Genomic DNA, 21,418 nt, shown 5'->3' on the forward strand with positions numbered 1-21,418 from the left:
CCGACGACAACCCGAAAACCTCAGTAACCGCCCAACTTCGCGATGTCTACTGGCTCGACTCGCCCCATCTGCGTCATGCTCCTGTAGGTGCGCGGATTCCGACGGCCTCCGCATCGAAGCTGGTCGCCGACGAGGTCCGATGTGGCGTACGGCCACCCCGGCCCGTGCGCTGCGCCGCCACGACTCCGCCACCACCGGCCGTACCGGCCGCGGCACCGTGCCCACCGCGGTGAACGTCTCGTGTGCCCGGCGCAGCACCCGGACCCGCTCGGCGGGGTCCGTACCCGGCTCCAGGGCCACCCATGGATCGGCCAACTCCCCCTCCTCGGACGGTGCTACGACGACGAGACGATGCCGTCACGGTGGTGACACGGCGGCGGCCGTCATCGTCACTCGCGGCGTTCGCATGGACAACCGGTCGGGCGCGCCGCTAGGCGAAATTGACCAGTCTGATGTAGCGGACCCAGTCCCAGTACGGGCCGGGATCGGTGTGGTCGGTGCCGGGGACCTGGTAGTGGCCGATGATGTGCTCTCTGTCCTTGGGGATCCCGTATTTCGTACAGATCGCCGCTGTCAGTTTCGCGGACTGCTCGTAGAGGGCGTCGGTGAAGTAGGCGGGCTGATCCACCCATCCCTCGTGCTCGATGCCGATGCTGCGTGTGTTGTAGTCCCAGTTCCCGGCGTGCCAGGCGATGTCGGCCTCGCGTACGCACTGGGCGATGTGACCGTCCGCCGAGCGGACCATATAGTGCGCGGACACCTTCTTCAGCGGATTCTGGAAGATGGCCAGCGTGTTGCCATAAGTCTCCTGCGTGACATGGATGATGACCCGGTCGATGGCGTAACTGATGGGGCGGGAGGACGCCGTGTAGTTGGAGATGCTCGCAGGCTGCCACTCGGCCGGCGGGTAGTCGACCGCCTGGACCTGCGCAACGGCAGGGGCGCCGGGGAGCAGCGCGTAGGGGACGGCGGTGAGGGCTGCGCCTTTCAGGAGCAGACGCCTGCTCAGGTGCGGTCTTGCCCGGTCCTTGTCCATCCACGGTGCCTTTCGGGAGAAGTGGGGGCTTTCTCGGAAGGGGGACTCTGTGTCGGCCAACGGTGATGCGATCGCCGGGGGGCGAACTGCCATTGCGTGCAGCGCCATTTCAGCGCCACGACGGCCCGGTGATCGCTCCTCGTGTGCATCACGGTACGGCGTGTGAGAGTCGGGCAGAAGGGTGCGCCACGGTTGCGTGGACAACTCGCGAGCTGTGGAAAACTCCGTCACCCGATCGAGTGAGCTCCATCGGGTGACCGGCCGTTCGGGCGCACCGGAACCCAACGGCCTTGACGCGTAGGTGTCAGGGCTGCTCCGCCACCGCCGCCGGGTCGTCCAGCACGGCCCGCACGACCGAGTGCGCCGCGCCGAGCAGCGGGCCTTCCGGGCCCAGCCGGGACACCGACACCGGGCACGGCGGTCCCGCGGTACGGCCCGTCAACTCCGCCTGCAGTGAAGGCAGAAGCCATGGTGAGAGACCGGCCAGGGCGCCGCCGAGCACGACCGACTCGGGATCCAGCAGATTGACCGCTCCGGTGAGGGCGATGCCGAGCGCCGTACCGGCGTCCCGCAGGGCTGCCCGGACGCCCGCATCGCCCGCCTCGGCGCGCTCCGCGAGCAGGCCGACCGGATCCTCGCGCGGTGCGAGCCCGGCGGCACGCAGCACCGCCTCCTCGCCCGCGTACTGCTCCAGGCACCCGCGCCCGCCGCACGGGCACGGGGGGCCGTCCGGGCGTACCGGCACATGGCCCAGTTCACCCGCGAAACCCCGTGTGCCGCGCAGCAGATGCCCGTCCACCACCACCGCCGCACCGATGCCGATCTCGGCCGACACATGCAGGAAGTCGCGCGGGGTGCGGTCGCCGAGCCACAGCTCGGCCAGGGCGCCGAAGTTGGCCTCGTTGTCCACGGTCAGCGGAGGACCGTCCGGCAGCAGCGCGCCCACGTCGGTGTCGTGCCAGTCGAGGTTCGGGGCGCGTACGACCGTACGACCGTCCCGCGCCACCAGACCGGGCACTGCCACGGCGAGCCCGGCGGGCCACAGCCCCTCGTGCTCCGCGTCCGTGACGACCTGGCGCACCAGCGCCGTCAGATCCTCGATGACCGGGCCGGGTGCACGCCCACGGTTGCCACAGTGGCGCACGACCCGCGCGCGCACCGTGCCGCGCAGGTCGACCGCGCATACCGCGAGATGGTCGACGCCGATCTCCGCGCCGATCCCGGCCGGGCCGTGCCCGCTCACCGCGAGCGCCGACCCGGGACGGCCCACCCGGCCGGGCCGCTCCGGCCCGAGCTCCTCCAGCAGACCCCAGCGGATCAAATCGTCCACCAGGGTCGACACCGCCGCACGCGTCAGCCCGATGTGCGAGGCGACCGCGGCCCGAGAGAGCGGCCCCTCGGCGCTGACGGCGTACATCACCCGGGCGAGGTTGCGCCGGCGCATGCCCTGCTGGGTGTCCGGCAGGGCGCGGCCGGCGCCCGAGGGCCGGGACTGGTGCGGCGGTGCGGTCATGCCTGGCGTCGATCCTCGGTGTCCGCCGCTCGGCTCTGGGCGTGCGGCCTTGCTTTCGTGCCCCGCTCCAGCAGCGGGGCCGCGTCGGAGAGTACCCCGGCGATCCGAACCAGTGTCTCCTCGTCCCGTTCCACCGCATCCAGCACCGGACCCGCGGCCGTGTTCCACCGCCGGGCCACCGCCGCGGGATCCTCGCCGGTCAGCAGGCCCGCCGCCTGCGCCGCGGCACCGAGGGCGACCAGTTCCCGGGCCTGCGGTACCTGTACCGGCTGCCCCGAGAGCCGCCGCACGGTCTCCTGCCACGCCCTGCCCCGGGCGCCGCCGCCGATCAGCAGCAGCGGGGTGCCGCGGTCCGCGTCCGCGTCGAGGACCAGGTCGAGGGCGCCGAGCAGTGAGTGCACCGCGCCGTCGTAGGCGGCCTGCAGCAGCTGTCCGGCCGTCGTGTCGTGGCGCAGCCCGTGCAGCAACCCGGAGGCGTGCGGCAGGTTCGGCGTGCGTTCGCCGTCCAGGTACGGCAGCAGGGTTGCGCAGCCGCCGGGCTCGACGGCCTCGCGGTCCAGGCCGAGCAGAGCCGCGACCCGGTCGACGGCGAGCGTGCAGTTGAGGGTGCAGGCCAGCGGCAGCCAGTTCCTGTGCGCGTCGGCGAAGCCCGCCACGGTGCCCGTCGGGTCGGCCGGGCGGTGCTTGGAGACGGCGTACACGGTGCCGGAGGTGCCGAGGCTGAGCACCGCAGTACCCGGCCGCAGGCCGAGCCCGAGCGCCGCCGCCGCATTGTCACCGGTGCCGGGCGCCACCAGAGTGCCCTTCGAGAACGGAAGATCCTGGCTGTCGCGCACTGTGCCGGCCACCTCCCCCGGCCGCACCACCCGGGGGAGCAGCGCCGGATCGAGCCCGATATGCGCGAGCGTCTCCGTGTCGTACGTCTCCGTTCCGGACGCCCACCAGCCGGTGCCGGAGACATCGCCGCGGTCGGTCGTGCCCTGCCCGGTGAGACGCTCGGTGAGGTAGTCGTGGGGGAGGCGCACCGCGCGGGTGGCGCGGACCGCCTCCGGCTCGTGCTCCGCCAGCCACGCCCACTTGGTCACAGTGAAGGACGCCCCGGGGACACTGCCGGTCCGCTCCGCCCAGGCCTTCGGGCCGCCCAGCTCCTCGACCAGGCGGCGGGCCTGGGGCGCCGAACGGACGTCGTTCCACAGCAGCGCCGGCCGCACCGGTTCGCCGTGCTCGTCCAGGGTGACCAGGCCGTGCTGCTGGCCGCCGACCGACACCGCCGCCGCCTCGTGCGCCGCGTCGCCGCACTGGCGCAGCGCCTCGCACAGCGCATCCCACCACTGCCGCGGATCGCTCTCCCGGCCCGCCCCCGAGGACACGGTGTGCGAGGCCCGGCCGCTCGCCACGACCTGCCCGGTGGACGCGTCGACGACCAGCGCCTTCGTGGACTGTGTGGACGAGTCCACGCCCACGACGAGCGGACCCTCGGCTGCTGACATCGGGCTCTCCCTCCACTGTGCCGTCACGACACGTCGTCTCTTCCCCAAGGTGGGTCGTCTCTTCCCAGAGATGTGTCCGCATACTAATTTGTAAATGGCCATGACGAAATGGTCCGGAGCAGCGAGGAGCCATGGCATGAACCACCAGCCCACCCCCGACGACAGGTTCACCTTCGGCCTGTGGACCGTCGGCTGGCAGGGAAGGGACCCGTTCGGCGACGCCACCCGCCGCGCCCTCGACCCGGTCGAGACGGTGCACCGTCTGGCCGGGCTGGGCGCCTACGGTGTGACCTTCCACGACGACGACCTGATCCCCTTCGGGGCCTCGGACACCGAGCGCGAGTCCCACGTCAAGCGCTTCCGCCAGGCCCTCGACGCGACCGGCATGACCGTCCCGATGGCCACCACCAACCTCTTCACGCACCCCGTCTTCAAGGACGGCGCGTTCACCGCCAACGACCGCGACGTGCGCCGCTACGCCCTGCGCAAGACGATCCGCAACATCGACCTCGCCGTCGAACTGGGCGCGAAGACGTACGTCGCCTGGGGTGGCCGCGAGGGCGCCGAGTCCGGCGCCGCCAAGGACGTGCGCGCCGCCCTGGACCGCATGAAGGAGGCCTTCGACCTGCTCGGTGAGTACGTCACCGCCCAGGGCTACGACCTCCGCTTCGCCATCGAGCCGAAGCCGAACGAGCCGCGCGGCGACATCCTGCTGCCCACCGTCGGCCACGCGCTCGCCTTTATCGAGCGCCTGGAGCGGCCAGAGCTGTACGGCGTCAACCCCGAGGTCGGCCACGAGCAGATGGCCGGGCTGAACTTCCCGCACGGCGTCGCGCAGGCCCTGTGGGCGGGCAAGCTCTTCCACATCGACCTCAACGGCCAGTCCGGCATCAAGTACGACCAGGACCTGCGCTTCGGCGCCGGTGATCTGCGAGCGGCGTTCTGGCTCGTCGACCTTCTGGAGAGCGCCGGTTACGAGGGTCCGCGCCACTTCGACTTCAAGCCGCCGCGCACGGAGGACCTGGACGGGGTGTGGGCGTCGGCGGCGGGCTGCATGCGGAACTACCTCGTCCTGAAGGAGCGTTCGGCCGCCTTCCGCGCCGACCCGGAGGTCCAGGAGGCACTGCGTGCCGCCCGCCTGGACGAGCTGGCACAGGCGACGGCGGCGGACGGCCTGCAGGCCCTGCTCGCCGACCGCACGGCCTTCGAGGACTTCGACGCGGAGGCGGCCGGCGCGCGCGGGATGGGCTTCGAACGACTCGACCAGCTGGCCATGGACCATCTGCTGGGGGCACGGGGCTGAGCTTCCCCGCGCGCGGGGAGAGCGGCCCCGGTACAGCCGCTCTCCCCGGTGTTCGGACAGCCCGGTCAACCGCGCTGACGGGCGGATTCACCGACTCGGAGGGCCCAGGGGCGCACCGGCTGGTTCACAGTGTCTCGGGCAGCCGACGTACACCACCGTCGTCCTGACGCCGTGTCCACCAGCCGGCCCCGGGTGTCGAACGCGCCCGGGCCGCCGGTCATCCCGAACTCGTCGCGCGGACGAGCGCCGGCGTGCCGTCGCCCCCGCGTGCGATGCCCTCGCTCTTCCCCGGCACCCCGTCCACCCGGCCCAGGCCGACGACGAGCTGCTTGGACAGCACGGGAACGCCCGCGGCGGCCGGGACGTCCAGCTGGTCCGGCGACCGCGAGGTGCCGTCGTCCCGGGGGCGTCCCCGGGGGCGCCGAGGATGCCGACCGTCCGCAGGACGTCGTTCGCCCGGGTTGCTCGCCCGCGGATCTGCGTGGTCAGAGAAGGGACTTGCTCACCGGAACGAGGACGGAGCGACAACGGACCCTCGACAACTGCATCGGCCTGCGAAACAGGCCCGAACGTGCCCGCTGATCACGCTGCCGCACCGGGAATATCCAAGATCCCCGACAGAGCCGAGCTGAGAGTGCGAGTTCGATTCTCGTCACTCGCTCCGGAGAGAAACCCCAGGCCGGCCATTTGGGGCTTTCTTGTGTGCGGTGTCAGTGAGGTGGGTTGTCACCGTCGACGTACTTCGTCAGTGCTGTCGCGGCGGCCGTGAGGTCCGTGCGGATGGTCTCCTCACGGGTCGCCAGATCCTCCTGCCTGCCGACGACCGATACTGCGCCCCTGATGTGTCCGGCGGTATCACGCACAGGGATGGCGTACTCGGTGACGCCGTGCTCGAACTCACCGTGCGCCGCGACGAAGCCGCGCAGCCGATCGCGGTCGTTGGCGGCGGCCACCTCCCTCGCGGAACGAGCCGCATTGGGGCCGCCGACACCGATCAGCTCGTAGTCGTCCAGCAGGGCGGTGATCTCCTCGGCGGTGTGGTCGAGGAGGAGCGCGCGGCCGGCGCCGGTGCACCAGCATGGGGTGACGAGGCTCGCCAAGCCCTGCCACTCCTGGCCGAGGCCCGCGGCGGACTCGGCGCGCAGCAGCCGGACCTGGACGCCGTCGCGGACGGACAGCCGTGCGCCGACACCGTGCTTGACGGCCAGGCGGCGCAGCAGCGCACGGCTGCGGCCGAGCAGGCCGGGGTGCAGGGACGCGGCCGTCGTGAAGAAGGCGGTGCCAGCACGGAGCGTCGAGTCGTCGCGGCGTTCCAGGAAGCCCTTGTCGCACAGATCCTGGATGGTGCGTGACGCCTTGCTGCGCTCGACGCCGACCTCGTCGGCGAGTCGGCTGACGTTGAAGCCGTTACGGCCGGAGACCTCGCGGTCCAGGACCGCGTTGACCATCTGCAGGGCCATGCGCAGTGAGGAGGCTTGTCCCCTGCCCGGCGGGCGGGGTGCGGGGCCGTTCGTCGTCACGTTCGCACTATAGCGAGTCGCTGATCAGCGGGCCGGTGCGACGACGGCAGGACGTGCGGCAGGTGGACGGTGCACAACGGCAGTCGGTCCGATCGCTTCGGCATGGTCGTACTGACCTGCCCGCGCCCGACGCTGTGGGTGGCCGGGCCGCCAGGTGGGCGGTGCCCGCTGGAGAAGGAGGACCGGATGACCCGATACGACCTCGCGCTCATCGGATTCGGCGGCGTGAACCGTGCGCTCGCCGAGCTGATCGCCAGCCGCAGAGACGCCCTGGAGGCCGAGCTCGGTTTCGCGCTGCGGGTGGTGGCCATCACCGATCTGCGGGCCGGATCGCTGGTCCGCACGGACGGGGACGGGATCGATCTGGTACCGCTGCTCGCCGCCGTCCCCGGGGAACTGGACTTCTCCGCGATGGACGGCGGCAGCGTGGAGCCCCGTAACGAGTGGGTGATCCGTGAGGTGCCCGCCGACATCGTGGCCGAGGCGACCTTCACCAACCCCGCCGACGGCGAGCCCGCGCTGTCGCACGTGCGGTGGGCGATCGAGGCTGGCAAGCACGTGTGCACCACCAACAAGGGGCCGGTCGCCCTGCACTGCCAGGCCCTGCGCGAACTGGCCCGGCGGCACGGCGTGTGCTTCGAGTTCGAGGGCACGGTGATGTCCGGCACCCCCGTCCTGCGCACCGCCCGCCGGATGTTCGGCGGACTGGCCGTGACCGGCTTCGAGGGCGTCCTGAACGGCACCTCCAACTACGTCCTCGGCCGCCTGGAGGCCGGCCTGTCCTTCGCGGACGCCGTCGCCGAGGCCCAGCACCTGGGATATGCGGAGGCCGATCCGACCGCCGACATCGAGGGGTACGACGTCCAGCTCAAGGTCATGATCCTCGCGAACGAGGTGCTGGGCGCCGACCTGACCCGCGCGGACGTGCCGTGCACCGGCATCTCGGCGCTCACCGCCGAGGACATCCGGCGGGCAGAGGCCGAGGGGCTGCGCTGGAAGCTGGTCGGCTCGGCCGCCCGCCGCCCGGACGGCACCGTGGAGGCCCGGGTCGCTCCGGCCGCGTTGCCCGACGGGCACCCCCTCGCCGGGGTCACCGGCCCCGTCAACACCGTCGCCTTCCATACCGACCTGCTGGGCACCGTCACGGTCGGCGGACCCGGCGCCGGACGCACCGAGACGGCGTACGCCCTGCTCTCCGACGTAATCGGCATCCACGAGCAGAGCAGCTCGGCCGCCGGTGCCAAGACCCTGCAGGAGGCCCACCGTGGCTGACATCGCCCTGAACATCGCGCTGCCCCGCCACGCACAGGCTGAGGGCATGGCCTCTGTGCGCAACCCCTACACAGGCGAGATCATCGGCTCCGTCTGTCTCACCCCGGCCACCGCCGTGGACGACGTGCTGCGGCGGGCCCGCGCCGGGTGGGAGACGGCCCGCCGGCTCTCCCGCGCCGCCCGCGCGGCCGTGCTGGACGGCGCGGCCCGGCTGATCGAGGAGCGCGCCGAGTCGTTCGCCCGGCTGATCGTCGCTGAGGCGGGCAAGACACTGGTCCAAGCCCGCAAGGAGACCGACCGCGCGGTCAACACCCTGCGGCTGTCCGCCGCCGAGGTCCGCCGCAACGCGGGCGAGGTGGTGCCGTTCGACGCGTACGCGGGATCCGAGGGTCGGCTGGGCTGGTTCACCCGTGAGCCGCTGGGCGTCATCGCGGCCGTCACGCCGTACAACGACCCGCTCAACTTGGTCGCGCACAAGCTCGGCCCGGCGATCGCGGGAGGCAACGCGGTCGTCCTCAAACCGTCCCTGCTCACACCCCTGTCCGCGCTGCGGCTGGTCGACACGCTGGTGGAGGCCGGGCTGCCGGAGGAGGTGGTGACCGTGGTCAACGGCGGCGCTGAGCTGGGTGCGGCCGTGGTGGCGTCGCCGGACGTGCGGATGGTGTCCTTCACCGGCGGGTTCCGCACCGGGGAGGCCATCGCCCGCACCGCGGGTCTGAAGAAACTTGCGATGGACCTGGGCGGCAACGCTCCCGTCCTGGTGTTCGCGGACGCCGACCTTGACGCGGCCGTGGACGCGTGCGTCTCCGGGGCGTTCTGGGCGGCCGGGCAGAACTGCATCGGCACCCAGCGCATCCTCGTCGAGCGCGAGGTGTACGAGGCGTTCCGGAACGCCTTCGTCGAGCGGACCCGGCGGTTGCGGGCCGGTGACCCGGCGGACGTGCGCACCGACGTCGGCCCGATGATCAGCAAGGAGGCGGCGACCGCCGCCGAGGCCACGGTCACGGCCGCGCTCGCCGAGGGCGCCCGGCTGCTGTGCGGGCACGAGCGGGACGGCGGCCTTTACGCGCCGACCGTGCTGGAGGATGTGCCGGGCACGGCGGCGCTCTGGCGCGAGGAGGCGTTCGCACCGGTCGTCGTGCTCCAGCCCGTGGACTCCTTCGAGGAGGCCGTCGAGCGGGCCAACGAGATCGACTTCAGCCTGCACGCGGCCGTCTTCACGGGCTCGCTTGACCGGGCGATGGCCGCCGCACAGCTGCTGGAGGCCGGAGGCGTGATGGTCAACGACTCCTCCGACTACCGCTTCGACGCGATGCCCTTCGGCGGCTTCAAGTACGGCAGCATGGGCCGCGAGGGCGTGCGCTTCGCCTACGAGGAGATGACCCAGCCGAAGGTGGTCTGCCTCAACAGGGAGGCGGAGTGAGCCAGCCGGGGACGGGGACGTCCGGAGGCTTCGGCGGCGGGTTCCGGATCGAGTCCGACGCGCTGGGGACGTACCGGTGCCCGCCGAGGCCTACTGGGGCGTGCACACCGCACGGGCCCTGGAGAACTTCCGGGCCAGTGGGGTCCCCGTCGGCGCCCACCCCCATCTCGTCCGCGCGCTGGCGCAGGTAAAGCATGCGGCGGCGCTAGCCAACGGCGAGATCGGGGCCTTGGAACCGCACAAGGTGCAGGCCGTCGCGTCGGCCTGCCGGGTCGTCGCGGACGGCCGTCACCACGACCAGTTCCGGGTGGACGTCATCCAGGGCGGCGCGGGCACCAGCACCAACATGAACGCCAACGAGGTGATCGCGAACCTCGCGCTGGAGCACCTGGGCCACGAGCGCGGGCGGTACGAGCACCTCGACCCGCTGGACGATGTCAACCGCTGTCAGTCCACGAACGACACCTACCCCACCGCGCTGCGGATCGCCATCAGCGCCGCCCTGACCGAGCTGACCGGAGAACTCACCCTTCTCTCGGCGGAGTTCGCTGACAAGGGCGAGGAGTTCGCGACGGTCGTGAAAGCGGGCCGCACCCAGTTGCAGGACGCCGTGCCGATGACGCTGGGCCAGGAGTTCGCCGCCTTCGGCGTCACAGTCGCCGAGGACGTCCAGCGGATCGGCGAGACCCTGCCGCTGCTGGCCGAGACCAGCCTCGGCGCGACCGCGATCGGCACCGGCATCGCCGCCGAGCCGGGCTACGCGGCGGCGGCCGTACGGCATCTGCGGGCGCTGACCGGACTCGATCTCACGCCCGCCGCCGACCTGGTGGAGGCCACCTCGGACACCGGTGTGTTCTTGCTGGTGTCGGGGGTGTTGAAGCGTACGGCGGTGAAGCTGTCGAAGGTGTGCAGCGATCTGCGGCTGCTCGCCAGCGGGCCGCACGCGGGCCTCGCGGAGATCAACCTGCCTGCTGTGCAGGCTGGTTCGTCGGTGATGCCGGGGAAGGTGAACCCGGTGATTCCCGAGATGGTCAACCAGATCGCGTTCGCGACCGCCGGCGCGGACGTCGCGATCACCATGGCGGCCGACAACGGGCAGTTGCAGCTCAATGCGTTCGAACCGCTCATCGGGTACCTGCTGTTGCAGCACATCGGCCGGCTCACGCACGGCTGCGAGGCGCTGCGCACCCGGTGTGTGGCGGGCATCACCGCCAACCGGGAGCATCTCGCGCGAACTGGCGCCGGAACAGTCGGCGCGGTGACGGCGCTCGCCCCGCGCATCGGCCACGAGACCGCCGCCGACGTCTCCCGGGAGGCCGCGCGGACCGGGGCGGACGTGGTGGACGTGGTCGTACGGCGCGGGCTGCTGGATCGCGAGACCGCGCTGCGGCTGATGGCCACGGACCTCACCGCGGCCGGCTGACCACCCGGGACAGCGCCAGCGCCGTCACCGTGTCCCGTACACCGGGCATCTGGGCTATCTGCTCCCAGATGCCCTGTACGCGTTCCAGGGTGGCCGCCTCCACGCTGACCAGCAGGTCGAACTGGCCGCTGAGGACATCACAGGAGACCACCTCGGGGATGCGTTTGAGAGCGGCGAGGACGTCGCCGCCACGCATCCGGTCCTCGCGGTAGACCAGGACGTGCGCGGCGACCGCGGCACGGTCCGGCCCGTGGGACGGGCGGACGATCGTGTAGCCGCCGATGTGCCCCTGCCGCTCCAGGCGTTCGACGCGCTGGCGCACGGCGTTGCGGGACAGCCGCACCCGCTGGCCCAGCTCGGCGTGCGAGATCCGGGCGTTGCGGGTGAGTTCGGTGATGATCTGCTCGTCGATGGCGTCCATGGCGCTGTGCCCGTCTCCTCAGGTGTCTCCGGACCGGCGAAAGCTCCGGCGGCCGTGTCGGGACGGCCGCCGGAGCTGGTGGTGCGGCGGAGGTCAGTCGGCGTGGTGCAGGGCGAAGACGCGGGCCGGGAAGCCCGAACCGCCCTGCGGCTTGGGCCAGGTGGCGACGATCAGCGCGCCCGCCTCCGGCACCAGGTCGAGGTCGGCCATCAGCTCGATCTGCCAGCGGTCCCGTTCCAGGACGTAGCTCTCCAGGCTGAAGTCCCCGGCGGAGGTGGCCAGTCCCGGGTCGGTGTCGGTCTGCTCGTGCCCGATCGCGGTGACGCCGGCCTCCTCGAAGAGGTGGGTCAGTACCTCGGCGGACCAGCCCGGGTAGTGGCTCACCCCCGCCGCGTCCTTGTTGGCCATGGCTGCCGGGTCGGGCCAGCGGCGGCCCCAGCCGGTACGCAGCGCGACGAACGCCCCTTGCGGGATACGGCCGTTGCGCGCCTCCCAGGCCGCCACGTCGGCCAGCGTCGGTACGGCGTCCGGGTCGGCGTCGACGCGCTCGGTGATGTCGAGGACGACGAGCGGCAGGATCATCTCGTCGACGGGTATCTCGTCCAGGGGCCGGGCACCGTCGACGAAGTGCACGGGCGGGTCGACGTGGGTGCCCCACTGCCCGACGATCGTGTACAGGTGCACGTTGAAGCCGTCGCCGCGGGACATGTCGAAGGGCATCTCGCGCTTCTCGTCCGGGAAGGCCGGGAAGTGCGGCTGGCCCGGGTGGAAGGCGTGCGTGAGATCGGTGCGGACCGTCTTGCCGATCAGTTCCCGGTGCAGGGCCCACAAGGGCGGTTCGGGAGCGGTGGACGGGGTGGTGACCGGGTGCGCGTGCGATGTCATGCGTGCTGGTCCTCTGTTTCGACGGTGTTCTTCAACAGCTCGGCGAGTTCGGCCGGTTCGGTGACGGATCCGAGGGCGCCCGCCGACTCCTCGGGGCCGCCGTACCCCCACCGCACATGGACGGCGGGGATCCCTTCGGCGGCGGCGCTCTCGATGTCGTAGGCCCGGTCACCCACCATGAGCGGGCGGCTGACGTCCGCGCCGGCCGCCCGCAGCCGGGCGACGCACTCCCGGATCACCAGCCGTTTCGTCGTACGGCCGGCCTCGTCGGACACCCCGCAGATGGTGCTCAGCCGGGAGTCGAGGCCGAAGCGGCGGGCCATCAGCTCGGCCTGGTCCTGCACCTTGGAGGTTGCGATGCCCAGCGGGAGCCCGCGCGCGGCCAGGGTGTCGAGGAGTTCGGGTATCCCCTCATACACGGCGGCGGCAAAGGCGCCGGTGCGGGCATACTCCGCGCGGTAGGCGGCGAGAGCGGCCCGCGCGGCGGGCTCCGGCAGGCCTACGACGTCGCGGAAGGTGTCGTACATCGGCGGGCCGACGAAGGTGCGCAGCGTGGGCGCGTCGGGGACCGGGGCCCCGACCGCCCGCAGGGCCTCGGCGGCGCTGGCGGTCACGCCTGCGGCGGAGTCCACGAGGGTGCCGTCGAGGTCGAGCAGGACGCAGGTGGGCGGCTTCACGCGACCGCCCCGGCAGCAGTGCGGCGGCGGTCGTACCGCAGCCAGTGGTAGAGGTAGCAGCCCGCGACGAACGGGACGCCGAAGTACAGGGCCGTCGCCTGCGCCGGGTCCAGGGCGATACCGACGAGCGAGGCGAGGCACAGGACGAAGGCGAGGACGGGGACGACCGGGTAGAAGGGCGTGCGGTAGGGCAGGCTGCCGAGGTCGCCGCCCGCGCGGAGGAAGGCCCGGCGGTGGAAGAACTGCGCGGCGACGATGGACATCCAGACGCCGACGGCGGCGAACCCGGCGATCGACACCAGCACCAGGTAGACGGTCTCGGGAGCCGCGACGCTGCTCACCAGGGAGGCGAGGCCGCCGAGCATGCTGAGCGCGAGCGCCGTCAGCGGGATGCCGCGGCGGGTGAGCCGGCGCAGCGCCTGCGGGGCCTGCTTCTCCTCCGCGAGGGAGAACAGCATCCGGGCGCAGGAGTACAGACCGCTGTTGCCGGCCGACAGCAGCGCGGTGATGATCACGAAGTTCATGGCGTCGGCGGCGTAGGGGATGCCGAGGGACGAGAAGACGGTGACGAACGGGCTCTCGTCCAGGCCGACCTTCTGGTACGGGATGGTCGCGGCGATCACCGTGATGGCGCCGACGAAGAAGACCAGCAGGCGTACGACGGTGACGCGCAGCGCCTTCGGGACGGCCTCGGCCGGGTTCTCGGTCTCGCCGGCGGCGACGCCGATCAGCTCGGAGCCGGAGAAGGCGTAGAACGCGGCGAGCACGGTGACCAGGACGCCGGAGAAGCCGTTCGGGAAGAGGCCGTCGGGGGTGTCGAAGTTCTGCAGGAGGAAGGGGTGCGAGCCGCCGGAGGCCAGCGGGTGGAAGCCGAACAGGGCGGCGCCGCCGAGGACGATGAGCGTGACCACGGCGATCACCTTGACCAGCGAGAACCAGTACTCGGTCTCGCCGAAGACGCGGGCCGAGAAGGCGTTCACGCCGAAGACGACGGCCGCGAAGACCACGCACCACACCCAGACGCTGATCCCGGGGAACCAGCGCTGCATCAGCAGTCCGCACGCGGTGAACTCGGAGCCGAGCGCGACGGCCCAGGTCAGCCAGTACAGCCAGGCGGTGGCGAAGCCGGTGGCGGGGCCGATCGAGCGGGAGGCGTAGACGTGGAAGGCGCCGGAGACGGGGTAGGTGACGGCGAGTTCACCGAGGCAGGCCATCACCAGCCAGACGACGAACGCGCCAACCAGGTAGGCGAGTACGGCGCCGAGGGGACCGGCCTGGGAGACGGTGAACCCCGAGCTGAGGAAGAGACCCGAGCCGATGACACCGCCCATCGCGATCATGACGAGATGGCGGGAGCGCATGGTTCTGCGCAGGCCGTCGGAGGGCGGCTGGGGAGCGGAGTCGGCGGCGGCCAGCGGGTTTTCCGGTACGGCTGAGACGGACACGGCGGTCTCCTCTGCGGAGCGGGGCGGGGAGGACGGGGCGTGGGGGGGGGATCGGCAGGACATGGCTGCGGGGTCGGGCCACTTTCGGCGGGGGGAGGCGTGCGCGCGGGGGTGGTCGCACACGGAGGGGAGCGGTCGCCCGGTGCGGGCGGCGGGCTCGGGAGGAGGAGGTCGGGGGTGGGGCGGGGTCAGGCCCGGGTGACGAGGTCCATGGGGGCGGAGAGTTCGATCACCGGGACCTCCCAAGGGTGGACGTCGGTGAGGCGGCCGAGGAGCAGGGCCAGTTCGTCGTCGCCGGCCGTGGCGTCGACGTACGTGGTCACCGCGAGCGTCGAGGAGAGGAAGCGTCCGCCGACCGAGCCGAGGGTGGGCCTGGCGCCGGTCCGCACGGTGAAGCTCTCCACGCCGAGGGCCACCTCGAAGACATCGCCGTAGACGCCGAAGTCGCCGAGTTCGGGTGAGGTCTCCAGGACCCGCAGCAGCGGGGCGAAGGACTCGTCGGCACGCAACGCGTCCAGGTCGCCCGCCGCGCACGCGGCCAGGGTCTCCGCCGGGACCGGCCAGTGCACCTTGATCGCCCGGACCGTGCGGCGCCGTACGGGCTTTCGGTCCTGTGCGGTGGCTTCCGGCGTGATCGTCGTCGTGACCATGCGTTCTCATCCCTCGGCGTTCGGCGGCTGGTACGAGGATGTTAGGCGTGCATTAAATGCACGGCAAGATGCAGATGCTGCACATTCCGTGATTCTTGAGGGGTGGGCGCTAGAGTGCGCAGCGACAGGTCACGGGGACGGCGGCCCCGGTGGACGCAGGTGTCGGCATGCCGGAGGGGCGCGTGGACTCAAGCGTGACGAGGGGCCTGGACGCCCTGTCGGCGCTCGCCCGCAGTACGGCCGGCGGCCGGCGGCTCGGCTCGGCCGTGTCCGTCTCGGAGCTGGCCCGGCAGCTGGACCGCGACCGCAGCCAGCTGTCCCGCATGCTCACCGCCATGACCGCGGAGGAGTTCGTCGGCCGCGACGACATCTCGGGCGGTGTCACCCCGCACTGGCGGCTCTACGCCGCGGCGCGCGACCTCACCGCGCACCGGCTGCGCACCGACGGGCTCACCGTGCTGGAGGGGATGGCCGCCGAGACCGGCGAGAGCTGCTACCTCGGCATCCTGGTCGGCGACACCACCGTGACCATCGCCGAACGGGTTCCGCCGGGCAGCCGCCAGCTCGGCTCCTGGATCGGCCGCCCCTACCCGGCCTACTGCAGCGACTGCGGCCAGGCGCTGCTGAGCGACGCCGACGACGACGAGGTGGCCGCGGTCTTCGCCCGCACCGAGTTCGTCCGCCACGGCCCCAACACCCCCACCGACCTCGACGACTTCCTGCGGCGGCTGGAGCTGACCCGGCGGCGCGGATACTCCGTCGTGGACGAGGAGGCCGAGCCTGGCCTGTACTCGGTCGCCGTGCCGGTCCGCGACTTCACCGGCGAGGTCGTCGCCGCCGTACAGGTCGTCGGACCGCGACGGCGTCTGGAACCAAGGACACAGGATTGCGTCGACGCCGCCCTGCGCGGGGGCCGCTTTTTGGAGACAGCTCTGCGCGGGGCCTGAGCTCGACCCTGTCGGGGATCTTGTTGTTTCTAAGTGCGGTGGCATGATCGACCGGCACACTCGGGGCGGTTCCGATGGTCGCTTCAATAGTTGAGGTGCTCGTTGTCCGTTCGCCCCCGCTCCGGTGAGAAAGATCCGCCCCTGACCGCCCGAGTCGCGCGGGCGAGCAATCCGGACGGTACGACGGCGATGTGGGTGAGGGATCGACTGGACGGCTTATGGCACGACGAGGACTTCGCCGAGTGGTAGCCGCGGGATGGGCGGCCGGGATCCACCTGCCTTCGACGCCTCAACGGGGTGGCGGACCTGAGAGGAGCGGTCGCTTGCCCGTAGGGGGCAGTCTCAGGGATGTCTCAGGGGCTGGAGGTGGAACCGCGGCGCCTGCGGGGCCGTTCTCACAGCAGAGAGCGCCAGTGGCCGTGAAGGAGGCGACGCTCATGTCGAAGAACGCGAAGATCGCCGCGGGAGGTGTGGCGGTCGGGCTCGTCCTGTGGCTGGTAGGGCTGCCCTGGTGGGTGGTGTTCCTGGTCCTGGTCGGAGTGCCGGCGGCCGGGTATCTGGCGCTGGACCCTTCGCAGCGGCGCAGGCTCCGTCGGCTCGGACGCAAGGAACTGGGCCGCTGACAGCCGGGTGGATGCCTCGGACGGCCCGTCGAGCGGTCGCGCGTGCCCTGCCGCCCGGGCGCCGGGGGCCGCGCTCTCCGGCCGGGCCGCGGCCCCCATGGGCTCAGATCGGCCGTACGGCCAACTTGTCGAGCGCGTCCAGCAGGCCCGGCAGTTCAGGCCCCCTGCCCACGGGGAGGACCTCTCCGGGTTCCTCGTCGAGCAGGACGAACGCGATGTCGTCGGTGCGGGCCACGAGCGACCAGCCGGGTCCGTCGGCGCGCAGGGTACGGGCGTCGCCCGGCGCGAACGACGAACGCACCCGGCCGATCGGCGGCGGCGAGTCGACATAGGCTCGCGCCTCCGCCAGGACACGCCGGACGCCCTGATGGCCGCCGCCCGCCGCTGCGTCTTCCGAAGGGGCGCCCTCCGAGCCCTCCGGCGAGGCCGCGCCGGACTCCGTCGGCTCTCCCGGGGCGGTGAAGTCGGCGTCGTCGATCTGTTCCCGCCATGACGCCCACTGCAGCGCGATCTCGTCCGCCCCGAGGCGCCGCTGCGCCGGGCCCCAGGTACTGGTGTCCGGCGGGCTCAGCGGACGCCCCTCCGCGACGTCGGCCGCGGGGTCGTGCGGCGCGGGCACACCGGGGGCTTGGACGGCGACCGCCAGAGGCCAGCCCGGCAGGGCGGTCACGACCGCGCGCTCGTCCGGCGACAGCTCGTACTGCATGCCACAGTCCCAGGATGCGATCGCCACGGCGACCAGCGAGACGTCGTCGATGACGACCGTCCAGCGAGCCCCACCGCCGTCCTGGCCCAGCACCAAGCCGTACCCGTCGGCGTGGGGTACGAGGCCCAGCGTCGCACAGGCCTCCGGATAGTCGTCGCCCAGCACGCTCGGAAACTGTGCCGGCGTCAGCAGTACCGCCGTCAGCACATACAGCGCATCGTCCGCGGCGGCGACGGCCTCGTCGTCCGTTCCGGCCATCCCTGCCTCCCAGTGGTTCACCCAACGGCGCGCACCCTAATGCCAGCGGAAGCCGCTTGTCACGACTCCGCACACCACGCGGACCTGCAGGTTTCCGCCTGGACAGGGGCGAAACGACCCGAGTGTGCACGGGCCCCGCGCAAGGCCGCGGACAGCCTCGCCGAACACGCGCCCCGCTGCACCCCGCCCGGGATCCTCGCTGGTCACGTCTGCTCTGCGCAACGCGGAGAACGTAGAGTTGGAGTTTCGGCAGCAGGAGGGGGGCGACCCGGTGAAGCGCTTCGAGCGGCTCGAACAGATCCGTCGCATGGACCCGGTGGCAGACGCGCCGGAGATCTACCGGCTCAGCGTCGCCCACGAGTTCCCCTGGGACTACACGCGCGCCCTGGAGCTGGCCCTGTACCGCACGTACGCCGTGCCGAGCATCGGGCGGCTGCTGGCGCAGACGGCGGAGATGACCGAGCGCAGCCAGAAGCGGTACGACGACACGGCGCTGCTGCTCGACGCCGTCGTGGAGCACGGATTCGCGTCGCAGGAGGCGCGGACCGCGATCCGCCGTATCAACCAGATGCACCGCAGTTACGACATCAGCGACGACGACATGCGGTACGTGCTCAGTACCTTCGTCGTGATGCCCAGGCGGTGGATCGACGCCTATGGATGGCGGCGCCTGTCCCGGCACGAGATCGTCGCCGGCACCGAGCACTACCGCGCCCTCGGCCGGCACATGGGCATCCCCGGTGTCCCCGAGACCTATGAGGAGTTCGAAGCGCTTCTCGACGCCTACGAAGAGGCGCACTTCGGGTGGGACGAGCAGGCGCGGCGGGTGTCCGACGCCACACTCGACCTCATGGCGTCCTGGTACCCGCGCCCCCTGGCGCCGCTGGTGCGCACGGCCACGCTCGCCCTGCTCGACGACCCGCTGCTGCGTGCGTTCCGCTACCCGGCACCCTCCTCCACCACCGCCGCGCTCGTCCGCTGTGCCGTGCGGACGCGCGGTCGGCTGGTCCGCCTCTTGCCGCCGCGCAGCGCGCCGCACTTCGCCCGCCAGAACCGGGAGGTCAAGGGCTATCCGAACGGCTACCGGCCGGCCGACCTGGGCACCCGTCCGGTCCCGGGACTCCGTGGCTGCCCCGTCCGGCACCCGGGCGCCTCAGCCGCCGACGCCTCCTGCGAGTGACGCGAGGGTGTCGCGGAGCCAGGCCAGCTCGGCCCGGCTCGTGGCACGTGCGATGGTGAGGACGCCCCGCCGGAAGGGATCGTCCAGTTCCTCGGCGCGCAGGGGCCGGTCGCCGTCGTCGTAGAAGAAGCTTGCCGGCTCCTCCAGGAAGGCCAGTCGGCGCCGCAGTACGGCCGCCTGGGCGGTCGGATCCTCGAGGTGGCGCAGGAACGCCAGCAGCGTGAACCAGTTGTTCTCGTCGGTGATCTCGCGCTGCGCGGGCTCGGCGAGGCGCCGCCGCAGCTCCCGCCTGCCCTCCTCGGTGAGGGTCAGCACGTGGCGCGGCGCGGCCACGGCACCGGGTTCGGTGGCCCGGGCCAGCAAGCCTGCCTTCTCCAGCCGCTTGATCGCCGGGTACAGCGTGCTCTCGGCGACGGGCCGTACGTGGCCGGTGAGTGCGGCGATGTGCCTGCGCAGGACGTAGCCGTGGAGCGGGGCGTCGTACAGGAAGCCGAGGATGGCGAGTTCCAGCATGACCGCATTCTCTCCCGAGACCGCTGTACCTCGTGACATTCATATTTCGTTTCAGCTATACCTCGGCCTCGATGTATTGTGCGCAGGCGGACACGTCATGCCGCCGCAGGCATCAGGGAGGGGCACGTTGAAGCAGGCCGAATTCGACAGCAGGGGGAGCCGGATCCGCTGGACCGAAGTGCCGGGCTCGGAGCCCGCGCGCGTGTATCTGCACGGGCTCGGGTCGATGTCCGCCGTCTATCACGCGCACATCGCGGCCCGTCCCGAACTTGCGGGCCGCCGGAGTCTGTTCGTGGACCTGCCCGGGCACGGCATCAGCGACCGGCCCCGGCACTACGGCTACACGCTGGAGGAGCACGCCGACGCGGTGGCGATCGCCCTGGACGAGGCGCAAGTCGCCCGCTCCGAGCTGATCGCGCACAGCATGGGCGGCGCCGTCGCCATCGTGCTCGCCCACCGGCGGCCCGATCTCGTCTCCCGGCTGGTCCTCGCCGAGGCCAACCTGGACGCGTTCCCGCCGCCGACCGCCGGCAGCAGCGGCATCGCCGCCTACGAAGAGGACGAGTTCGTAGAAAGTGCGTACGCGCGCGTGCTGGCGGCCGTCGGCCCGTTGTGGGCGGCCACCATGCGGCTTGCCGATCCGCGTGCCCTGCACCGCACCGCCGCCGCACTGCGACGCGGCTCGGACCCCGTGATGCGCACGATCTTGGAGGGCCTGGCCGTCGACCGCGTCTATCTGCAGGGCGAGCACAGCGGCGAACTCCCGGGCAGGGAGCGCCTGGAGGCCACGGGGGTGCGCGTGGTGACCGTCCCGGGCGCCGGGCACAACGTCATGTTCGACAACCCCGACGCCTTCGTGGCGGCCGTCGCCGGGTGGCACTGACCCGGCCGCCCCGCTCGTCAGTCCTCGCGCACGGCCAGCGCGAGGAAACGCGCGTCCTCGTCCGCGTACGACGTCATGCGCCATCCGCAACAGGCCAGCAGAGGGCCGAGATTCGCCTCGGCCCGCAGGTCGTCCGGGGTGATCTGCCGACCCTGACGCGCTGCCAGGGCCGCCCGCCCGATCGGATGGAACAGGGCGAGCATGCCGCCCGGCCGCACCACGCGGGCCAGCTCCCGCAGGTTGGCCACCGGTTGCGGCAGGTGGGCGATCAGGCCTGCGGCGAACACGGCGTCCAGGGACCCCGACTGCAGCGGCAGCGCCGCGACGTCGGCGAGCAGCAGTCGCCCGTCCCGGTCCCTGCCCGCTTGTACGGCGGCCTGCAGCATCGCCGGGGTGAGGTCGACGCCCACCACCACTCCCGAGGACTCTACGGCGGCGCGCAGCGGCGGCAGGGCGCGCCCCGTACCGCAGCCCGCGTCGAGCACGCGGTCGCCCGCCCTGAGACCCAGGTCGGCCACGGCAGCCGCGTAGGCAGGGCCGTCGTCGGGGAACCTGCTGTCCCAGTCGGCCGCCCGTGCGGTGAAGAACGCCTGGACGTGTGCGTGGTCATCGCTCATGTACTGCATGATCCCTCACGGCACGGGCAGATTCCTGTGCGCATGTTCGAGCGGGACCGATCGTTCCATCGCGTCTCTGCGCCATGTTCCAACACATTTCGAAATGCCTCCTCGTTGCGCGCCCGTGCCCCCTAGCGTCCCGGGGCATAGAACACCGGACCACGCCGCCTTCGGCCGGTCACCACGTTGAGGCGGCATCGATGACCGATAACGCGACCGGCGGCCCGCCGGAGCCGGGCGCCCAGGGGCACGACGGCGGAGCCGACCGCTGGTCCACCCGTACGCCATGGCCGACGGGCATACCCGACCGGGCCCCGCAGGAATGCGCTTCGGCCTCGTCGCGCTCGTCACCCGGGACCCCGCCGCACCGGGGACCGGCGACGGCGCCGCGCTCGGTCCAGAACACCGCGGGCCGATCGAGCCGTGCCGTCCGCAGACGCAGTCCGCCGCCGAGCCGGCCACGGACGCGGATCTCCCGGTCGGAGCGGTTCGGGTGCTTACCTGCGCGACCTCGTGGAACTGGGCTGCACGACCCTCTGCCGCCTGGCGCCCCAGACCACCTGCCGGCCCACGGACACCACGCGCGGTCATCCAGGGATCACGAGCGGTGTAGATGACTCAGCCGGCCCTCCC

22 protein-coding genes and 1 pseudogene are annotated in these 21,418 nt (G+C 71.9%); 9 read left to right on the forward strand and 14 right to left on the reverse strand.

Going from position 1 to position 21,418, the window contains the following annotated elements:
- The 4 genes and pseudogenes from K7G59_RS11635 to xylB form a co-directional block, all read right to left on the reverse strand.
- Positions 1-315: pseudogene (locus K7G59_RS11635) on the reverse strand (hypothetical protein); the annotation flags it as partial.
- 115 nt (positions 316-430) lie between these two features.
- Positions 431-1,036: an N-acetylmuramoyl-L-alanine amidase gene (locus K7G59_RS11640; protein ID WP_225833131.1), complete on the reverse strand. Its 606-nt coding sequence runs from the start codon at positions 1,034-1,036 to the stop codon at positions 431-433.
- A gap of 304 nt (positions 1,037-1,340) precedes the next feature.
- Complete coding sequence (locus tag K7G59_RS11645; protein WP_225833135.1) at positions 1,341-2,549, reverse strand: ROK family transcriptional regulator; 1,209 nt, start codon at positions 2,547-2,549, stop codon at positions 1,341-1,343.
- Positions 2,546-4,039 (reverse strand): xylulokinase, encoded by a 1,494-nt coding sequence (gene xylB / locus K7G59_RS11650; protein ID WP_225833138.1) that lies wholly within the window; start codon positions 4,037-4,039, stop codon positions 2,546-2,548. The genes K7G59_RS11645 and xylB overlap by 4 nt, the downstream gene beginning before the upstream one ends.
- 136 nt (positions 4,040-4,175) lie before the next feature.
- Here xylB and xylA point away from each other — a divergent pair, with 136 nt between their 5' ends.
- Complete coding sequence (xylA, locus tag K7G59_RS11655) at positions 4,176-5,342, forward strand: xylose isomerase (RefSeq protein ID WP_225833141.1); 1,167 nt, start codon at positions 4,176-4,178, stop codon at positions 5,340-5,342.
- Positions 5,343-5,559: 217 nt separating this feature from the next.
- On the opposite strand, the gene K7G59_RS34660 is transcribed toward xylA, so the two are convergent.
- Together K7G59_RS34660 and K7G59_RS11660 are read right to left on the reverse strand one after the other, a co-directional pair.
- Positions 5,560-5,682, reverse strand: a complete 123-nt coding sequence (locus K7G59_RS34660) for a hypothetical protein (protein ID WP_263976207.1) — start codon at positions 5,680-5,682, stop codon at positions 5,560-5,562.
- 370 nt (positions 5,683-6,052) lie between these two features.
- Entirely contained in the window at positions 6,053-6,862 is an 810-nt protein-coding gene (locus tag K7G59_RS11660) for an IclR family transcriptional regulator C-terminal domain-containing protein (protein WP_225833142.1), read from the reverse strand.
- 186 nt (positions 6,863-7,048) lie between these two features.
- On the opposite strand from K7G59_RS11660, the gene K7G59_RS11665 reads away from it, so the two are divergent.
- From K7G59_RS11665 to K7G59_RS11675, 3 genes are all read left to right on the forward strand, one after another.
- Positions 7,049-8,134, forward strand: coding sequence for a homoserine dehydrogenase (locus K7G59_RS11665; RefSeq protein ID WP_225833144.1), 1,086 nt, complete (start codon positions 7,049-7,051; stop codon positions 8,132-8,134).
- The gene (locus K7G59_RS11670; RefSeq protein WP_225833147.1) at positions 8,127-9,557 is read left to right on the forward strand and encodes an aldehyde dehydrogenase family protein; all 1,431 of its coding nucleotides are present in this window, start codon (positions 8,127-8,129) and stop codon (positions 9,555-9,557) included. Before K7G59_RS11665 ends, K7G59_RS11670 begins: the two co-directional genes overlap by 8 nt.
- A 76-nt stretch (positions 9,558-9,633) precedes the next feature.
- Positions 9,634-10,980: an aspartate ammonia-lyase gene (locus tag K7G59_RS11675; RefSeq protein ID WP_225833150.1), complete on the forward strand. Its 1,347-nt coding sequence runs from the start codon at positions 9,634-9,636 to the stop codon at positions 10,978-10,980.
- Here the strand turns inward: K7G59_RS11675 and K7G59_RS11680 are convergent.
- The 5 genes from K7G59_RS11680 to K7G59_RS11700 all read right to left on the reverse strand — a co-directional run bounded on the left by K7G59_RS11680 (position 10,964) and on the right by K7G59_RS11700 (position 15,058).
- On the reverse strand, positions 10,964-11,401 hold the full coding sequence (locus tag K7G59_RS11680) for an Lrp/AsnC family transcriptional regulator (protein WP_225833153.1): 438 nt from the start codon (positions 11,399-11,401) through the stop codon (positions 10,964-10,966). The genes K7G59_RS11675 and K7G59_RS11680 overlap by 17 nt on opposite strands.
- A 93-nt stretch (positions 11,402-11,494) precedes the next feature.
- On the reverse strand, positions 11,495-12,286 hold the full coding sequence (locus K7G59_RS11685) for a cyclase family protein (RefSeq protein ID WP_225833155.1): 792 nt from the start codon (positions 12,284-12,286) through the stop codon (positions 11,495-11,497).
- Positions 12,283-12,963 carry an HAD hydrolase-like protein gene (locus K7G59_RS11690; RefSeq protein WP_225833158.1) on the reverse strand — a complete coding sequence of 227 codons (681 nt, stop codon included), beginning with the start codon at positions 12,961-12,963 and terminating at the stop codon, positions 12,283-12,285. Before K7G59_RS11690 ends, K7G59_RS11685 begins: the two co-directional genes overlap by 4 nt.
- Complete coding sequence (locus K7G59_RS11695) at positions 12,960-14,408, reverse strand: amino acid permease (RefSeq protein ID WP_225833161.1); 1,449 nt, start codon at positions 14,406-14,408, stop codon at positions 12,960-12,962. The genes K7G59_RS11690 and K7G59_RS11695 overlap by 4 nt, the downstream gene beginning before the upstream one ends.
- Before the next feature lie 188 nt (positions 14,409-14,596).
- Positions 14,597-15,058, reverse strand: a complete 462-nt coding sequence (locus K7G59_RS11700) for a hypothetical protein (RefSeq protein WP_225833163.1) — start codon at positions 15,056-15,058, stop codon at positions 14,597-14,599.
- Positions 15,059-15,225: 167 nt separating this feature from the next.
- Between K7G59_RS11700 and K7G59_RS11705 the strand changes: the two genes are divergently transcribed.
- Both K7G59_RS11705 and K7G59_RS11710 read left to right on the forward strand, forming a co-directional pair.
- A complete protein-coding gene (locus tag K7G59_RS11705; RefSeq protein ID WP_225833166.1) occupies positions 15,226-16,005 on the forward strand; it encodes an IclR family transcriptional regulator in 780 nt (259 codons plus the stop codon).
- A 437-nt stretch (positions 16,006-16,442) separates the two neighbouring features.
- Complete coding sequence (locus tag K7G59_RS11710; RefSeq protein WP_225833168.1) at positions 16,443-16,628, forward strand: hypothetical protein; 186 nt, start codon at positions 16,443-16,445, stop codon at positions 16,626-16,628.
- Positions 16,629-16,731: 103 nt separating this feature from the next.
- Here the strand turns inward: K7G59_RS11710 and K7G59_RS11715 are convergent, their stop codons facing one another.
- Positions 16,732-17,592: a hypothetical protein gene (locus tag K7G59_RS11715; protein ID WP_225833172.1), complete on the reverse strand. Its 861-nt coding sequence runs from the start codon at positions 17,590-17,592 to the stop codon at positions 16,732-16,734.
- 271 nt (positions 17,593-17,863) lie between these two features.
- Here K7G59_RS11715 and K7G59_RS11720 point away from each other — a divergent pair, with 271 nt between their 5' ends.
- Positions 17,864-18,772 carry an oxygenase MpaB family protein gene (locus K7G59_RS11720; protein WP_225833175.1) on the forward strand — a complete coding sequence of 303 codons (909 nt, stop codon included), beginning with the start codon at positions 17,864-17,866 and terminating at the stop codon, positions 18,770-18,772.
- Here K7G59_RS11720 and K7G59_RS11725 read toward each other — a convergent pair.
- A complete protein-coding gene (locus K7G59_RS11725; RefSeq protein ID WP_225833178.1) occupies positions 18,746-19,285 on the reverse strand; it encodes a PadR family transcriptional regulator in 540 nt (179 codons plus the stop codon). The genes K7G59_RS11720 and K7G59_RS11725 overlap by 27 nt on opposite strands.
- Before the next feature lie 127 nt (positions 19,286-19,412).
- Here K7G59_RS11725 and K7G59_RS11730 point away from each other — a divergent pair, with 127 nt between their 5' ends.
- Positions 19,413-20,168, forward strand: a complete 756-nt coding sequence (locus K7G59_RS11730; protein ID WP_225833180.1) for an alpha/beta fold hydrolase — start codon at positions 19,413-19,415, stop codon at positions 20,166-20,168.
- Between the two features lie 17 nt (positions 20,169-20,185).
- Here the strand turns inward: K7G59_RS11730 and K7G59_RS11735 are convergent, their stop codons facing one another.
- A complete protein-coding gene (locus tag K7G59_RS11735; protein ID WP_225833182.1) occupies positions 20,186-20,785 on the reverse strand; it encodes a class I SAM-dependent methyltransferase in 600 nt (199 codons plus the stop codon).
- A 286-nt stretch (positions 20,786-21,071) separates the two neighbouring features.
- Between K7G59_RS11735 and K7G59_RS11740 the strand changes: the two genes are divergently transcribed.
- Positions 21,072-21,398: a DUF742 domain-containing protein gene (locus tag K7G59_RS11740; RefSeq protein WP_374114211.1), complete on the forward strand. Its 327-nt coding sequence runs from the start codon at positions 21,072-21,074 to the stop codon at positions 21,396-21,398.
- The last annotated feature ends 20 nt before the right edge of the window (positions 21,399-21,418 follow it).

This window comes from Streptomyces sp. NK08204 (genome assembly GCF_020400585.1).
GTDB lineage: Bacteria > Actinomycetota > Actinomycetes > Streptomycetales > Streptomycetaceae > Streptomyces.

Excerpts from the sequence above, each read along its gene's own strand:
- K7G59_RS11640 (WP_225833131.1), bottom strand. The coding sequence starts at position 1,036 with ATGGACAAGGACCGGGCAAGACCGCACCTGAGCAGGCGTCTGCTCCTG.
- K7G59_RS11645 (WP_225833135.1), bottom strand. The coding sequence starts at position 2,549 with ATGACCGCACCGCCGCACCAGTCCCGGCCCTCGGGCGCCGGCCGCGCC.
- xylB (WP_225833138.1), bottom strand. The coding sequence starts at position 4,039 with ATGTCAGCAGCCGAGGGTCCGCTCGTCGTGGGCGTGGACTCGTCCACA.
- xylA (WP_225833141.1), top strand. The coding sequence starts at position 4,176 with ATGAACCACCAGCCCACCCCCGACGACAGGTTCACCTTCGGCCTGTGG.
- K7G59_RS11665 (WP_225833144.1), top strand. The coding sequence starts at position 7,049 with ATGACCCGATACGACCTCGCGCTCATCGGATTCGGCGGCGTGAACCGT.
- K7G59_RS11680 (WP_225833153.1), bottom strand. The coding sequence starts at position 11,401 with ATGGACGCCATCGACGAGCAGATCATCACCGAACTCACCCGCAACGCC.
- K7G59_RS11685 (WP_225833155.1), bottom strand. The coding sequence starts at position 12,286 with ATGACATCGCACGCGCACCCGGTCACCACCCCGTCCACCGCTCCCGAA.
- K7G59_RS11700 (WP_225833163.1), bottom strand. The coding sequence starts at position 15,058 with ATGGTCACGACGACGATCACGCCGGAAGCCACCGCACAGGACCGAAAG.
- K7G59_RS11705 (WP_225833166.1), top strand. The coding sequence starts at position 15,226 with ATGCCGGAGGGGCGCGTGGACTCAAGCGTGACGAGGGGCCTGGACGCC.
- K7G59_RS11710 (WP_225833168.1), top strand. The coding sequence starts at position 16,443 with ATGTCGAAGAACGCGAAGATCGCCGCGGGAGGTGTGGCGGTCGGGCTC.
- K7G59_RS11715 (WP_225833172.1), bottom strand. The coding sequence starts at position 17,592 with ATGGCCGGAACGGACGACGAGGCCGTCGCCGCCGCGGACGATGCGCTG.
- K7G59_RS11725 (WP_225833178.1), bottom strand. The coding sequence starts at position 19,285 with ATGCTGGAACTCGCCATCCTCGGCTTCCTGTACGACGCCCCGCTCCAC.
- K7G59_RS11735 (WP_225833182.1), bottom strand. The coding sequence starts at position 20,785 with ATGAGCGATGACCACGCACACGTCCAGGCGTTCTTCACCGCACGGGCG.
- K7G59_RS11740 (WP_374114211.1), top strand. The coding sequence starts at position 21,072 with ATGGCCGACGGGCATACCCGACCGGGCCCCGCAGGAATGCGCTTCGGC.